The sequence below is a fragment of the Ruegeria sp. YTSC230 genome (assembly GCF_059609665.1).
This window is the reverse complement of sequence record NZ_JBXWMC010000014.1, coordinates 71,536-84,439: the sequence shown is the minus strand read 5'-3', so window position 1 is coordinate 84,439 and position 12,904 is coordinate 71,536. Positions and strand designations below refer to the sequence as shown.

Annotated in this window: 19 protein-coding genes; 14 read left to right on the top strand and 5 right to left on the bottom strand. The window is 54.6% G+C overall.

Annotated features, from left to right (window positions below; all coding sequences use genetic code 11):
* Positions 1–689: 689 nt before the first annotated feature.
* The 6 genes from AC2FD9_RS21900 to hflC all read left to right on the top strand — a co-directional run bounded on the left by AC2FD9_RS21900 (position 690) and on the right by hflC (position 4,515).
* Entirely contained in the window at positions 690–956 is a 267-nt protein-coding gene (locus tag AC2FD9_RS21900) for a hypothetical protein (RefSeq protein ID WP_299665515.1), read from the top strand.
* A gap of 38 nt (positions 957–994) precedes the next feature.
* The gene (locus tag AC2FD9_RS21895) at positions 995–1,381 is read left to right on the top strand and encodes a hypothetical protein (RefSeq protein ID WP_496838820.1); all 387 of its coding nucleotides are present in this window, start codon (positions 995–997) and stop codon (positions 1,379–1,381) included.
* A gap of 8 nt (positions 1,382–1,389) precedes the next feature.
* On the top strand, positions 1,390–1,848 hold the full coding sequence (locus tag AC2FD9_RS21890) for a hypothetical protein (protein WP_282121197.1): 459 nt from the start codon (positions 1,390–1,392) through the stop codon (positions 1,846–1,848).
* Between the two features lie 16 nt (positions 1,849–1,864).
* The gene (locus AC2FD9_RS21885; protein ID WP_496838819.1) at positions 1,865–2,356 is read left to right on the top strand and encodes a hypothetical protein; all 492 of its coding nucleotides are present in this window, start codon (positions 1,865–1,867) and stop codon (positions 2,354–2,356) included.
* A gap of 75 nt (positions 2,357–2,431) precedes the next feature.
* Positions 2,432–3,499: an FtsH protease activity modulator HflK gene (hflK, locus tag AC2FD9_RS21880; protein ID WP_496838818.1), complete on the top strand. Its 1,068-nt coding sequence runs from the start codon at positions 2,432–2,434 to the stop codon at positions 3,497–3,499.
* A complete protein-coding gene (hflC, locus tag AC2FD9_RS21875; RefSeq protein ID WP_010442286.1) occupies positions 3,496–4,515 on the top strand; it encodes a protease modulator HflC in 1,020 nt (339 codons plus the stop codon). Before hflK ends, hflC begins: the two co-directional genes overlap by 4 nt.
* Positions 4,516–4,918: 403 nt before the next feature.
* On the opposite strand, the gene AC2FD9_RS21870 is transcribed toward hflC, so the two are convergent.
* Positions 4,919–6,175 (bottom strand): class I SAM-dependent methyltransferase, encoded by a 1,257-nt coding sequence (locus tag AC2FD9_RS21870; protein ID WP_282121194.1) that lies wholly within the window; start codon positions 6,173–6,175, stop codon positions 4,919–4,921.
* Positions 6,176–6,360: 185 nt separating this feature from the next.
* Between AC2FD9_RS21870 and AC2FD9_RS21865 the strand changes: the two genes are divergently transcribed.
* The 5 genes from AC2FD9_RS21865 (at position 6,361) to AC2FD9_RS21845 (ending at position 9,435) form a co-directional block, all read left to right on the top strand.
* On the top strand, positions 6,361–6,492 hold the full coding sequence (locus tag AC2FD9_RS21865; RefSeq protein WP_496761477.1) for a hypothetical protein: 132 nt from the start codon (positions 6,361–6,363) through the stop codon (positions 6,490–6,492).
* 67 nt (positions 6,493–6,559) lie between these two features.
* Positions 6,560–6,811, top strand: coding sequence for a DDE-type integrase/transposase/recombinase (locus tag AC2FD9_RS21860; protein WP_366524170.1), 252 nt, complete (start codon positions 6,560–6,562; stop codon positions 6,809–6,811).
* A gap of 212 nt (positions 6,812–7,023) precedes the next feature.
* Positions 7,024–7,323 carry a hypothetical protein gene (locus tag AC2FD9_RS21855; protein WP_496761394.1) on the top strand — a complete coding sequence of 100 codons (300 nt, stop codon included), beginning with the start codon at positions 7,024–7,026 and terminating at the stop codon, positions 7,321–7,323.
* Positions 7,324–7,582: 259 nt separating this feature from the next.
* Complete coding sequence (gene groL, locus AC2FD9_RS21850; protein WP_282121192.1) at positions 7,583–9,205, top strand: chaperonin GroEL; 1,623 nt, start codon at positions 7,583–7,585, stop codon at positions 9,203–9,205.
* Between the two features lie 68 nt (positions 9,206–9,273).
* A complete protein-coding gene (locus AC2FD9_RS21845) occupies positions 9,274–9,435 on the top strand; it encodes a hypothetical protein (protein WP_496838817.1) in 162 nt (53 codons plus the stop codon).
* Positions 9,436–9,513: 78 nt separating this feature from the next.
* On the opposite strand, the gene AC2FD9_RS21840 is transcribed toward AC2FD9_RS21845, so the two are convergent.
* Positions 9,514–9,903, bottom strand: coding sequence for a fatty acid desaturase (locus AC2FD9_RS21840; protein WP_282121191.1), 390 nt, complete (start codon positions 9,901–9,903; stop codon positions 9,514–9,516).
* Between the two features lie 17 nt (positions 9,904–9,920).
* Positions 9,921–10,157: a hypothetical protein gene (locus tag AC2FD9_RS21835; protein WP_282170954.1), complete on the bottom strand. Its 237-nt coding sequence runs from the start codon at positions 10,155–10,157 to the stop codon at positions 9,921–9,923.
* A 155-nt stretch (positions 10,158–10,312) separates the two neighbouring features.
* On the opposite strand from AC2FD9_RS21835, the gene AC2FD9_RS21830 reads away from it, so the two are divergent.
* Positions 10,313–11,044, top strand: a complete 732-nt coding sequence (locus tag AC2FD9_RS21830) for a Crp/Fnr family transcriptional regulator (RefSeq protein ID WP_282121189.1) — start codon at positions 10,313–10,315, stop codon at positions 11,042–11,044.
* A gap of 54 nt (positions 11,045–11,098) precedes the next feature.
* On the opposite strand, the gene AC2FD9_RS21825 is transcribed toward AC2FD9_RS21830, so the two are convergent.
* A complete protein-coding gene (locus tag AC2FD9_RS21825) occupies positions 11,099–11,299 on the bottom strand; it encodes a hypothetical protein (protein WP_113789405.1) in 201 nt (66 codons plus the stop codon).
* A 172-nt stretch (positions 11,300–11,471) separates the two neighbouring features.
* On the bottom strand, positions 11,472–11,888 hold the full coding sequence (locus AC2FD9_RS21820; protein ID WP_496838816.1) for a hypothetical protein: 417 nt from the start codon (positions 11,886–11,888) through the stop codon (positions 11,472–11,474).
* Between the two features lie 345 nt (positions 11,889–12,233).
* Here AC2FD9_RS21820 and AC2FD9_RS21815 point away from each other — a divergent pair, with 345 nt between their 5' ends.
* Positions 12,234–12,485 (top strand): hypothetical protein, encoded by a 252-nt coding sequence (locus tag AC2FD9_RS21815; protein WP_282121187.1) that lies wholly within the window; start codon positions 12,234–12,236, stop codon positions 12,483–12,485.
* Between the two features lie 59 nt (positions 12,486–12,544).
* Entirely contained in the window at positions 12,545–12,898 is a 354-nt protein-coding gene (locus AC2FD9_RS21810; protein WP_176865328.1) for a hypothetical protein, read from the top strand.
* Positions 12,899–12,904: the final 6 nt, after the last annotated feature.

The window sequence follows — 12,904 nt, the reverse complement described above, 5'->3', positions numbered from 1 at the left end:
TTGGGGAGCTCCATGTTCCCCGCGCCCCTCAGGTACTCAAAAAAAATGCCAACCAAATACACAGCGGACACATGTCACCTAACGGGTTTCAGAGCGCCTTCGTACTGACGCAGGTTAGCCCGCTTGAGCCAGATAAAAGATCCGCGCAAGCATCAGAGCGCCCATGAGTGCAATCAGCATCCAATAAATCGGGATCTGCCTCTTCCCAAGGTTCGAGTTCTAGCCTTGCAAGGGCCGAAAGTACCGTAACAGCATTGCCCTTCCGATCCTCACCAACGAAGGCTTGCAAAAACCGATCGAACTCAGGGCTATGCGGGTAAAGAATGCCACCTGCGGGCATCACCATTTCCTCCTTTTCAGTGCTTTCGGACCTTGGGAGCGAGCGTGCCGACTGACCGGGGCCTCCTCTGGCAAGATCAAAATGTTTCGGATTGTTTCGATCATACCCGCATCGCCTGGAGCACGCGCTGACGCAGATCAGCCGGTGTCCAAACCTCTGAAGTCAAGCATCGGGGCAGCTCCAAGGTTCGCCAGCACTGCCCAGGGCCCAGCGGCGCTAACATGGGTCAGCGCGCATCGCCCGGTTCTGGGATAATGTATGATGACCGCAAATGCAGGCTACCTCTCTGCAATCAGGATACGGCAGCCCTTGCAGCGCGGAAGGCACGTATACATCGCGGAGACCGGAGATGGCGCTGCGTTCAATCAGATCCACCGTGACCTTCCCGCGCCCGTTTACCCTATCCGGATATTCGGACGAGCTGCCTGCCGGTGAATACGAAGTATTGGTTGAGGAAGAACTTGTCGAGACGCTGAGTTTCCCGGCCTACCGCAGAACAGCGATTTTCCTGACTATAAACGGCAAGGGGCGTTTGCTGGGCCGAACAGAAATGCGGCCAATTACCTGGACCGACCTGGAAACGGCACTTGGCCACGGCATTCAATGTGACATCTGAAGATAGCGAGGCGGCGCTTTGCCGCTGGAGGAACTACAATGAACACTCCCGAATGGCTTAAACCTGGCCTCTACGGCGCCGTCACTGGCGCGGTACTTGTTAGTATAGCTGGATTTTCTTGGGGCGGCTGGGTAACCGGCCGAACCTCGAACGACAGGTCCGTGGCTATGGCCCGTGAACATGTTGCCACCGCATTGGTGCCTGTCTGTCTGGACATGGCCCGATCCGATCCGGAACGGGCTGCCAAGATGGCGGCGATCCGGGCAGCCTCTACCTTCCGGCAGCGAGAGGCCCTCATGACGGCTGGCTGGGCGACGGTACCAGGCACAGAGACCCCGAACCGGGACATCGCGCAAGCCTGCCTTGCAGCCCTTGACGTAAACAAGTCACCGGAGCGTCCGGAAAACACGATCAATGAAGGATGAGCAGCGCCATGTCACCACCTCTGCCTGAAACAACCGATCTTGATCGGCGCGTTCTAGCCCATGAACGGGTTCTCCAGTCGCTCATTGCTTACATGTCCCACACGGAACCGCGTTTTCTTGAGCACCTGAAGAAGCGTTTTGTTGAGCCGATGGCCATGGTGCGGCACGAGCATGACCACCGGAACGCGGATGACTACGCGGAGGAGTTTATTCGCGCCGTGATGGCCCTTGGAGAAACGCAATTGCCAAAGGCGGCAAGCTCCAGCGTACTCGTTAAGCCATTGCACCAACCGGAACAGAGACAAACATCGGCACACCCCTATTATCCAACCGCGCAAGCTGATCGTGTCCGTGTCAGAGAGAGGAATGGGATCTGGGAGGTCAAGGTGGATGGCGTATTCCACGGGGACTACCACGACAAGGGCATTGCTCTGGCAGCCGCAGCTTTGGCGCGCTTGTCGCTTTGATGAGAGGACTTCTCCTATGAACGAGCTAGTCAGAAAGTCAATTGCGGTTTTCGCCCGGCCTTTCAGTGTGCCTGACTTCGACGAGAGGCTTCCGGCAGGAGAGTATGACATTGAAACGGAACTGTGTTCACCGCCCGACCAGCTGCACCCGGAAGTCTGGAAAGCATCTGTAGCGGTGAGGCTGCATTCTCCGGCATCCCACCCCGGCCTGGCGAGAACCTTGACCGTTTCACTGGCCGACCTCGATGACGCCCTGGCAAAGGACAAGCTGACCGGAAAAGATCTGGCCGAAATTTTCCTCGAAGAAATGCTGGCAGACCCGATGGTTCGGCTGGTGATGGAGGCCGACGGTGTTTCCGAGATGCAGCTTCGGCATCTCTACGCGGGCGGGCGCGCATCTCAGGCGGACAAAGAGACATGGGATGCGGATACAACAGGTACATCGCCACAAGAAAACTCACAAATACAGGCTGCTGAGAACGAAGGAATGCCGACACAGAGGGAATAAGACACGTGGATCCACCCCGCCGACCGCCAAGGTCTGCGCCGAGTGCCGGTTCGCACGAGCAAGGGAGAAAACGATATGCCCGACCAGAACGGCGGCCCGGAAGACCGTGGGCCATGGCAAAGCAAACAGAATAACAATCCTCCCGAGATTGACGATCTTCTTCGTCAAGGCCGCGACCGCCTGAGCGGATTACTCCCTGAAGGGCGGCCGCCTCTGAGAGGGGTACTGGTTGCAGGAGCGATAGTCTTGGCGGCGGTTGCAGCCTGGTCTTCTTATTACACAGTCCCGAGCGACTCGGTCGCCGTTGTCCAGCGTTTCGGCAAATACACTGCTGAGGTTCCGCCTGGCCTGCATTTCAAATTCCCGTTTGGCATCGACGTTGCCACACTGGTGCCCGTGAAACGGCAGCTGAAGCAGGAATTCGGATTCACCACGCCGGGCAGGAGTGATCCCTTCCAAAGCCCGTCTGACGGCCGACGTGAAACCGAAATGGTTACGGGAGATCTGAACGCCGCGCTTGTGGAATGGGTGGTGCAGTACCGGATCTCGGACCCCCTGAAGTTCCTGTTCGAGGTACGCGAGCCAAGCGCGACTTTGCGCTACGTCTCTGAGTCGGTGATGCGCGAGGTCGTTGGAGACCGCACGGTTGACGAGGTCATCACCATCGGCCGGCAAGAGATCGAGAGCGAGGCACTTTTTAAGATGCAGGCTCTGTCCACGAAATACGCCATGGGCATCAGCATCGACCAGGTGCAGCTGAAAAACATCAACCCGCCGGGACCCGTTCAGGCGTCGTTTAATGAGGTCAACCAGGCCCAGCAGGAAAAGGAACGCCTGATCAATGAGGCGCGCCGCGAATATAACAAAGTCATTCCGCTGGCCGAGGGCGAGAAAGATCAGCGGATCCGCGAGGCCGACGGCTATCGCCTGAAACGGATCAACGAGGCGGAAGGCGACGCCGCGCGGTTCACCGCGCTTTTGGCCGAATACGTCAAGGCACCAGAGGTCACGAGGCGGCGGATATACATAGAGACACTGCAGGATGTTCTGCCCACAATCCTGTCAAAAATCATTGTTGAAGGATCGACTGCGAGCATCCTGCCGCTTTTGAACCTCGACAGGCTTCAGGAGGATCCGTCATGAGCATCAGACTGGGTCTCATTGCAGGGATTGCGGCTGCAGTTGGCGTGATTGCCTCCGGTTCCCTCTACACAGTTGGCGAAGTCGAACAGGCCATTATCACCCAATTCGGCAAACCCGTGGGAGAACCAGTTATAACGGCCGGTTTAAAGCTAAAGCTGCCCATCGTTCAGGAAGTCAACCGGATCGACCGCCGGGTTCTTGAGTGGGATGGCAATCCGTCCGACATGCCCACTAAGGACAAGCTCTACATTTCCGTCGATCTGTTCGCCCGCTGGAAAATCACCGACCCGTTGCAATATTTCCTGCGGCTGCGCGATGAGCGCAGCGCGCAATCCCGTCTGGACGATATTCTCGGCAGCGAAACCCGCAATGCCGTCGCAAAACACGAGTTGATAGAGATTATCCGGACCACGAAGGGCCGGATCCCGCTGCGGGACACGCTTCTAACCGATGAGGAGCGTGCGCAGGACATAGGTTCTCTGGTTCCTATCCAGAAAGGCCGCGCACTTGTGGAACAGGAGATTTTCGCAGCCGCCTCAGAGAAGGTTCGTGTATTTGGGATCGAGCTTCTCGATATCCGTTTCAAGCGGATCAATTACAATGAGAGTGTGCGTCCGAAGATCTATGACCGCATGATCTCCGAGCGTCGCCAGATCGCTGAACGTTTTCTTTCCGAAGGCAATGGCGAAGCCGCGCGAATTCGCGGCAACCGGGTTCGCGATCTGAACAAGATACAATCCGAAGCGTATCGCGCCGTCGAGGAAATCCGCGGCGTGGCTGACGCCTCGGCGGCTGCGATCTACGCAAAAGCCTACAACATCGACGCCCAAGCAGCCGAATTCTATGCGTTTACCCGGACAATGCAGGCCTACAAGGACATGATTTCAGGCGGAACGACGCTGGTCCTGACAACGGACAGCGAACTTTTCAGGTTTCTGAGAGGAATGGAGGCCGGAGAGCCGTCTGGAAGTACATCTCCTCCCCCTCCCGGCCTGACGGCTGCGGCCGAACGCTGATGAATCGGAGGACAAAGAGATGACGGAAGAACCGGTGGATTTGGACGAAACGCGAAGCGCCGAACGCCAGATTGCGACCGACACCCGATGCCGCAAACGCGGTGTTTGGGAGCAAACGTCATCCACACCATCCGCGTTTAATAGGTTCAAAGTTTTGGGTTTTCGGCACGTGCATCCGCCGCAAACGCAAAAGTCCAGTTTGTCCGTTGAAATCACCTCGCGTCTTATCGGTACGCATAGGGCACAACGAATGGCAACTGGTTTACATGTTCACTATTTGTTTTTCATGACGCCCAAATATGCACGCTCGGGTCGGTTGGGCCAATAAAGAAAAACGTTGCGCCTTGTGGCGGAATTTGACCGACTGTCCCGCGAATAGCGGATTGGCCCGCAAATCGTGAGTTCAGCCCGATTGATTAGACGTTTTGCACAGATAATCTCTGGTTACAGGAACAACCATCTGACCTCGGCTTAGCTGAAACTGAAATACAACCAAGCCCTGTTCCGAAAAGGCCATCTCGGATACGATCAGATAGTATCGCCACATTCGCAGAAACCGATCATCGTAGAGGTCGCGGATCGATTCCAGATTGGCCTCGAACTTTTCCTGCCAACATTGAAGCGTTCGCGCGTAGTGGCCGCGCCAGACTTCAACATCTGTGGTCACCAAGTCCTGCTTTTCAATCTCCTTCATGGCTTCGGACATTGATGGTGCATATCCGCCGGGAAAAATGTATTTGTGAATCCATGGCGACGTTCGACCGGGTGCGGTGGATCGACCGATTGTATGCACCAATGCGACGCCATCCGGTTTCAGATTCTCACGCAGTTTGCGAAAAAATGTTGGATATTGGGGCCGACCAACATGCTCCATCATTCCGACCACAACGATACGATCAAATTCTTCGTCGACCTCTCGATAGTCGATCAGGCGAAATTCGACCATATTCCCGACACCGGCCGCTTCGGCTCTGCTTTTTGCATATTCCAACTGCACTTTGGACAAGGTCACACCAACCACCTTCGCTCCATAGTCTCGCGCCATGGTAATTGACATGCCGCCCCAACCACAGCCGATATCCATCACTGTCATTCCTGGTTCGATTAAGAGCTTCTTGGCTATGTGCGCCTTCTTTGCTACCTGGGCCTCTTCGATGCTTTGCACCGGATCTGAGAAATAGGCGCAGGTATATTGAAGGTCTTGGTCAAGAAAAAGTTCATAGAGATCAGCGGAAAGGTCATAATGATGTTCGACATTTCTGCGCGCGATATGAACGGGATTATACTGTGCGATACGTCTAAGTGACTTGCGCAGCCCTGTGACCGACGTGCCGTAACGCCCACCACCATAGTTGTTCGCATTGCGCACAATTAGCGAAACAAAGCCGCGTAAATCGTTTTGCGAAATTGTGAGAGTCTCATCCATATAGGCTTCGCCCAAGGCGAGATCGCCGTTCATTACCAATTTGCGCGGAAGCGCTTTGTCGTGGAGGGTTATGGCTGAACTGGGCCCTTTTCCGCGGCCATAGGTGCTGCAACGCCCATCCGGCCAAGTCACCGCAAGCTCACCTTCTTGGATGATCTTGGTCAAAAGGCGGTCAAGCAATGACACCCACAATGTGACGTCCTCCAATGCTTCCACGATTAGACTACACTCCATGGCAATCGCACAAGTTGAAGGAGCAAGTTATGTCCGCTTAGTGTCCGCAGAGCGGTCGGTCGTGCGCGTAGATAACGCCACATTGAATAGGTAGGTTCCCAAATACTCGCCGATGATCGCCGCGCGAGCACAATCGAAAAGGCACCCTGTGCTGAATTCCTGGCGCATGGACCGGATTTAACTGCGTGTTCGCGGCAATTGGATGCGCCTTTATCGAACTGTCGATAAAGCAGGTGACAGGGAACACCCATGATTTCGTGCTGCCTGAGCGATGGAACGGTCTCGCAGCAACCAAGTTCTTTGCCAAAGCGTTGTAGTCAATCGGAAGCACTGGCAAAACCGTAATCGATAAGAGCGGAGCCAACGCAGCAGGTATTTCAAGAAGTGAACAGGAACTTGAGGCGATTTGGTTGCCCGGTTAAAGTACAGACAATAAGGTCGAAACTCCTGAATAGACTGATCGAGCAAGAACATCAGTTCAAAATACAGCGTGTTCGGCGCATGTGTGGGTTCAAATCTTTCGCATCTGCGTCCGCTAACTTGGATGGCATTGAAGTCGTCTATATGATCCGAATGAAGCAGCTCTCTAGCGCTACAACTTTGGGCTTTCGGTTGTTTGGTGTGATCGCTGGATAAATGTGTCCAGCATGTCGTTAACTCTGGCCGTTCTAAAAGTTTGCAACACAACCGTTCAGCACCCGAAAGAGCGACGATTGCAGATAGTTTTCGAGTGAGAGGTCTGTTTTCGATTGTTTTTATTGGGTCATCCAAGTGCGGCGAAAATTTCACGAGAAAATTCGACGCGAAGCTGCTTTCAATCAGTCCAACATGCAGAAAATTCTGCAACGATGGTTGAATTCATCGAGCCCACTTCTGGTCCTGATGAGTTAACGCGACAGGAACGGCCCATGATGTCTGACCCAACAGAGTTTGCAGGAATAGCGGCACTCTCGATCTATGAGGCACCATCGCTCTCCTTGAATAATCAAAAATTGCTTCCGGAACGCCAAGCCGCGAGGGAATTACGCGCCGCGGTGACGGCTCACGAAAACGCTCCAACAATAGGATTGGAAACAAAATGCCATCAGGCCGTTGCTGACTTGATTAACGCGATCATAGTCACCAAAAACACGGTTCGATGTTTGTGACACCGCGCGGTAGTGGTTTGACTCCCGACCTTTGAAGTGGACCCGAAAAAGAATCCGCCACCGCTCCCGCCCGAATGAAACTCGCCCGATCAGCACGCCTCCGTCCAGTGCTGTTCTGCTCGGCAAACCTTAAAAAGGAGTGCTTCGAAGCCGTTCACTTAGCGTCGCCTTTTCGACGAAGACGAAAAGACCATGGACCAGACGGTCTTTTCCGACGCAGCAGACCATCATCCAATCCTTGTCTCAGGGAGTTCCCGACATGTCCGCCAAAGACGTCAAATTCAGTGCTGATGCGCGCAGCCGAATGCTAACAGGGATCAACATGCTGGCGAACACCGTCAGGATCACTCTTGGTCCAAAAGGTCGAAACGTCATTTTGGACAGATCCCACGGTGCCCCGCGTATCACCAAGGACGGCGTTACTGTTGCCAAAGAATTCGAGCTTCCGGATCACTTTGAAAACATGGGAGCCCAGATGGTGAAGGAAGTCGCGTCCCGCACCAACGAAGAGGCTGGCGACGGCACAACCACTGCTACCGTACTGGCTCAGGCGATCGTCAAGGAAGGGATGAAGGCCGTTGCCGCTGGCATGAATCCGATGGATCTGAAGCGAGGTATTGAACAAGCCGTCCGGGTCGTCGCCGCAAAGATCAAGGACCTGTCCCGACCGGTTGGCGACAGTGTCGAAATTGCGAAGGTAGGGGCCATCTCCGCCAACGGAGATATAGCGATTGGCCGTCAGATCGCCCATGCGATGGCTGCGGTCGGCACTGAAGGCGTAATCACGGTTGAAGAGAGCAAGGGATTGGAGACCGAAACCGAAGTGGTCGAAGGTATGAATTTCGATCGCGGTTACCTTAGCCCATATTTCATAACAAATGTGGTCAAGATGAGCGTAGAGCTGGAAGACTGCGTTATCCTGTTCCACGAGAGCAAGTTGTCGTCTCTTGCCGACATGGTGCCGTTGCTCGAAGCAGTCATGGAAGCCGAAAAGCAGCTTCTGGTTGTTGCCGAGGAAGTGGAGGGCGATGCGCTGGCCATGCTTGTGGTCAACAAGCTTCGTGGCGGGCTGAAGGTTGCCGCAGTAAAGGCGCCTGGGTTTGGGGATAGCCGCAAGGAGATGCTGGAGGATCTCGCGATACTGACGGGCGGCCAAGTGATCTCGACCGATTTGGGGACCAAGCTTGAAACCGTCACGCTGGACATGCTCGGTGCCGCACAGAAAGTCGTCATCTCCAAGGACGATACGACCGTCATTGATGGCGCGGGCGACAAATCAGCAATCACTTCACGGGTCGCCCAGATTCGCTCGCAGATCGAAGATACGACATCCGACTACGAACGGGAAAAGCTGCAGAATCGTCTTGCTAAACTGGCAGGCGGGGTCGCCATCATCCGGGTCGGAGGGGCCACGGAGATTGAGGTAACGGAACGCAAAGACCGGGTTGACGACGCGTTGAACGCCACTCGCGCGGCGGTTCAGGAAGGTGTTGTTCCAGGCGGTGGTGTTGCGCTGCTCCATTCAGACAAAGCGCTTGCGACCCTTAAAGGTGCCAACTCCGACCAGGATGCCGGCATCAGGATCGTCCGGCGATCAATCCAGGCACCGCTGCGCCAGATTGTCGAAAATGCCGGCGTGGACGGATCGGTCGTCGCGGCAAAGATCATCGAAAGCGAAAACCCATCCTTCGGGTTCGACGCTCAAACGGAAACTTATGTCGACATGCTGACAGCGGGGATCATTGACCCCACCAAAGTTGTCCGGGTTGCTCTGGAAGATGCGGCGTCGATTGCAAGCCTTCTGATCACAACCGAGGCGATGGTCGCACAAAAACCCAACAGGTCTGGAACTGCATCAGATTTGGGACCCTTGAGGGCGTGACGCAGGTCTTTTGACCCAACGACGGGACCACCTCAATGCAGTCGGTCGATCTGTAACATGCAAACGTATTGAGAGAAACCAACCTGAAAGGAACTCAGATGTCGAAAGGTGACAAGAGGCGCGGCAACCGCGAAGTTAAAAAGCCAAAGAAAGCAAAGGAAAAAATCGTGGCGACGGCCGACTTCTCAAAGGGTCAGAAGCCGGTCAAGATAGGGAGTAAGAAAAAGTAATTTTCTTAGTCGCAGGACGAAGATTGCAACCAAGGCGGAGCGTGCAGGATTCGCAATTTGGTTTCCGAAGTTTCTGATCTATACCCGGATTGATTCATAACTCACTATAACGATGCGTTCGGTTTCGTCCCAGAGCGCGAGGCTTGTGAAGCGCAAGCTATCGCGGAGAGTGATGCGCCGGGTGTTGGCAAGGACGTCATGACCTCGAAGGACTTCCGGAAGACGATAGAACGGGATGCGGCTGGCCAGATGATGAACATGGTGAACTCCGACTTTCCGGGCGATCCAGCTCAGCATTCCGGGCAGTGCATAGTGTGAACTGCCTTCAAGCGCCGCATCCTGAATGCTCCAATCATTTTCCCGCTGCCAACTGGTATCCTCGAACTGGTGCTGCAGGTAAAAGAACCACATGCCAGCAATTGCAGCGAGGAGCATGGTCGGCAGAAACACGAACAACAGGACGTACAAGTACCAGGCCGCGTGATCTAAGATCGGCGCGAGAAGTTACCGCTGACAATAATCTCGTTGATTAATTTGGCGACTGCCGAATGGGTTTCTAGCTCTAAATCCGAACCATTGGCACACTCGTGGGTCACGGCAGCATCGCGCAAAACCCCGACGATCTCACGTTCCTGAAGAAGATTGAGATCGTTTAAGGCAAGTAGAAGAGCCTCGCAGATCGAGAGTGCAGCCATGCCTGCGGGATCTTGGTGGTCTGACATTGGGGTCATTCCTTTTAAAGTCATTGGATTCGTGACCAGGCGAGGTGGTGATAGTTTTTCTATTGTCACATGAGTTTTGGTATTTTGGACTGATCGAAAGTAGCCTCAATACCAAATTCTTCGTAGAGTCTTTGCAGGCTCGGGGAAATCCAACGATGAACACCAACACCAGCCCGCTAACACAGAAACTCTCGGCATTTGTTGCCTTGGCAGAGGCGGAACTGGCCGTTTTGGAACAATTGCACCAGCGGAGGAGAACCTTTGAGGCTGGCCGTGATCTTGTTCATCAGGGACAATCGGAACAGGCTGCCTATATCCTCGCCGCAGGCTGGGTTGTTTCATATAAGATTCAGCCTGACGGATCACGCCAAATCGTCGATTTCCAGATTCCAGGGGATTTCCTTGGGCTACGCAGCGTTTTGCTGCACACGTCAGACCATGGCATTGAGCCGATTGTTGAAATCGAAGCCGCCGAGGTTCTGGTGAGTGATCTTTTGCAAGCCTTCGCAGAGACACCTCGGCTTGCCACTGCAATTTTATGGGCCGTGTCACGCGACGAAGCGATGGTTGTCGAACATCTTGTCGGGCTTGGGCGGCGTGATGCGGATGCGCGCATGGCACATTTCCTACTGGAACTTGGAGTCAGGCTGTCGCTTGTGGGGATGGGCAGCAAGAAAGGCTATGCCTGCCCGCTCACACAGTACCATCTTGCCGATGCACTGGGATTGAGCGCCATTCACGTCAACCGCGTCCTGCGCAAACTCAGGGAGGACGAGTTGGTTACATTTAGGGATGGGTTTGTGACGTTCAATAACTATGAGGGTCTGGTTAAACTGGCGGATTTCGATCCAGCGTATCTGGATCAGAAGCGGCCGCTTCTGGCCTGATTGGGCCCACAATCTGGTTTGGGACGATCCTGCTTACATCTCCAACGCGTGACGTTACATCAGCGCCCGACTGGCTTCCTTGAGTTCCTTGTGAGCCTCTTCGTCATTTTCTGCTTCGTGGGCACTTTCAGCGGCCTGATAGTGTTTCAATGCCGTCGCCTTTTTGGGGCCTTCAGGCGCTTTGTCCCAGGCGGCCTTGACGGAGGCCATGTGCTTGACGGTGTGGTTTTCCTGACTCTGGTCTTCATCATTCATTGGAATGTCCTTTCCTGGACGGTCCGAGAATAAGAAGCACGAGACTCATACAGCCCTATTGGGGAGCTCCATGTTCCCCGCGCCCCTCAGGTACTCAAAAAAAATGCCAACCAAATACACAGCGGACACATGTCACCTAACGGGTTTCAGAGCGCCTTCGTACTGACGCAGGTTAGCCCGCTTGAGCCAGATAAAAGATCCGCGCAAGTATCAGAGCGCCCATGAGTGAAATCAGCATCCAATAGATCGGGACCCGGGGGCCGGTATACTTTATTGTCTCTGGCAGTTTCGAAACGCGATGCGACACGCGCTTAGGTAACAAGGCCACCAACTTTGTCGCCACACTGCCGCTCGCATGATTAAGCGTGGGTACATCTCTGACTGTTGAAAGATGCGCTTTCAGCCGGGCATGCGCTGCATCTCGGCCCAGAAGTGTAAGCTCACGAGCCTCGGTCCAAGGCTCGAGCCCGAGACGCGCAAGGGCTGACAAAACCGTGACTGTTGCACCGGTTTTGTCTTCACCCACTTCTGCAAGCAGGAAAGGGTCGTAGTCGGAGCCATCCGGGCGAAGAACATCTGATACAGACATGATTTTTCCTTTCGGACTGGGGGAGCGGCGCTCGACAAAAATCGTTGGGACAAAGATACCGACCAACGCGTTGGATACCGCATTCAATATTGCTTGATTGCTGCAAGGCGCAAAGACTTGCATCCGCCTGGATGCGCCACCTTCTAGCCCCGATTGTCGGGAGTGAGGCTGTTGCACACATCCTGACAGTAAAGAACCTGATGGGTACTAACTTCGATCAGCATAAAGCCCGTGGGTTGGGAATAATATAGCCCTAAGTGCTGTGACTTGACGGGGCATCTGGACTGATGCGGTCGACCATGGTCGGTACCGGAAATCCAGCGATCAATTCAACGGAGGTATGGGATGCTCACGCGTTCGATCAGGTCAAAGGTGACGTTCACCAATGCCTTCAGGTTGGGAAACAGCGACATCGTGTTTCCGGCTGGCGCGTATGAAATTCTCTTCGAGGAGGAGTTGCTGCAAGGCGTCAGCTTTGAGGCTTACCGACGCACCGCGACCTACCTGATGGTCAGGGGTCGAGGGAGTCATGTCGGTCAAACAACGATGCACATGACAACACAAAAGGATCTGGAGCATGCCATTGCCTGCGACTAGGCCCACTGTGAAACAATTCAACATAGCGAAGCGGCGCTTTCTCCGCTGGAGGACTTGATATGACCAATCCTGAATGGCTGAAACCTGGTATGTATGGCGCGCTGCTCGGCGCGGTGTTTGTCGGCGTCGTTGGATTTTCTTGGGGCGGTTGGATGACTGGCGGAAGCGCGAACAAGTTGGCAAGCGAAATGGCGCGGGACCAGGTGATCGCGGCGCTCGTGCCAATTTGCCACGACATGTCCCGCACGGATAATCAGCGTTTAGCAAAGCTCGCAACGATCCAGGCTGCCACGTCGTACAAGCGACGCGACGCCGTGATGGATGCGGGTTGGGCAACCATGCCTGGTTCCGATTCTCCGAACCGCGATCTCGCCAAAGCGTGCATAGAAGGGCTGAACCTTGATGCATCTTAATATGAT

What these genes read in the sequence shown, in the direction of transcription:
- groL (WP_282121192.1), top strand. Translation starts at nt 7,583, where the DNA reads ATGTCCGCCAAAGACGTCAAATTCAGTGCTGATGCGCGCAGCCGAATG.
- AC2FD9_RS21830 (WP_282121189.1), top strand. Translation starts at nt 10,313, where the DNA reads ATGAACACCAACACCAGCCCGCTAACACAGAAACTCTCGGCATTTGTT.
- AC2FD9_RS21810 (WP_176865328.1), top strand. Translation starts at nt 12,545, where the DNA reads ATGACCAATCCTGAATGGCTGAAACCTGGTATGTATGGCGCGCTGCTC.
- AC2FD9_RS21890 (WP_282121197.1), top strand. Translation starts at nt 1,390, where the DNA reads ATGTCACCACCTCTGCCTGAAACAACCGATCTTGATCGGCGCGTTCTA.
- AC2FD9_RS21835 (WP_282170954.1), bottom strand. Translation starts at nt 10,157, where the DNA reads ATGTCAGACCACCAAGATCCCGCAGGCATGGCTGCACTCTCGATCTGC.
- AC2FD9_RS21870 (WP_282121194.1), bottom strand. Translation starts at nt 6,175, where the DNA reads ATGGAGTGTAGTCTAATCGTGGAAGCATTGGAGGACGTCACATTGTGG.
- AC2FD9_RS21820 (WP_496838816.1), bottom strand. Translation starts at nt 11,888, where the DNA reads ATGTCTGTATCAGATGTTCTTCGCCCGGATGGCTCCGACTACGACCCT.
- AC2FD9_RS21900 (WP_299665515.1), top strand. Translation starts at nt 690, where the DNA reads ATGGCGCTGCGTTCAATCAGATCCACCGTGACCTTCCCGCGCCCGTTT.
- AC2FD9_RS21855 (WP_496761394.1), top strand. Translation starts at nt 7,024, where the DNA reads ATGGTTGAATTCATCGAGCCCACTTCTGGTCCTGATGAGTTAACGCGA.
- AC2FD9_RS21885 (WP_496838819.1), top strand. Translation starts at nt 1,865, where the DNA reads ATGAACGAGCTAGTCAGAAAGTCAATTGCGGTTTTCGCCCGGCCTTTC.
- AC2FD9_RS21825 (WP_113789405.1), bottom strand. Translation starts at nt 11,299, where the DNA reads ATGAATGATGAAGACCAGAGTCAGGAAAACCACACCGTCAAGCACATG.
- AC2FD9_RS21895 (WP_496838820.1), top strand. Translation starts at nt 995, where the DNA reads ATGAACACTCCCGAATGGCTTAAACCTGGCCTCTACGGCGCCGTCACT.
- hflK (WP_496838818.1), top strand. Translation starts at nt 2,432, where the DNA reads ATGCCCGACCAGAACGGCGGCCCGGAAGACCGTGGGCCATGGCAAAGC.
- AC2FD9_RS21815 (WP_282121187.1), top strand. Translation starts at nt 12,234, where the DNA reads ATGCTCACGCGTTCGATCAGGTCAAAGGTGACGTTCACCAATGCCTTC.
- hflC (WP_010442286.1), top strand. Translation starts at nt 3,496, where the DNA reads ATGAGCATCAGACTGGGTCTCATTGCAGGGATTGCGGCTGCAGTTGGC.